The sequence below is a fragment of the Treponema sp. R6D11 genome, assembly GCF_054786075.1.
Map to the genome: position 1 here is coordinate 1 of NZ_BDHD01001313.1, position 223 is coordinate 223.

General features: G+C 45.3%; 1 pseudogene. It reads left to right on the forward strand.

Features of this window, described 5'->3' with window-relative positions:
- A pseudogene (gene pstB, locus ACYVTD_RS18560) lies at positions 1–223 on the forward strand (phosphate ABC transporter ATP-binding protein); the annotation flags it as partial.

Below are 223 nucleotides of genomic sequence, written 5' to 3' on the forward strand. Positions count from 1 at the left end.
GTGCTTAACCGCATGAACGATCTTATTCCCTCATGCAGAATAACGGGCGATGTTTTGCTTGACGGGCAGGATATTTACGGCGATATGGACGTAACGGAACTCCGCAGCCGAGTAGGGATGGTTTTTCAAAAACCAAATCCGTTTAACATGACCGTATTTGACAATGTAGCCTACGGAAAGCGAATGCAGGGTTTAAGGGATAAATCCAAACTTGCGGATATAG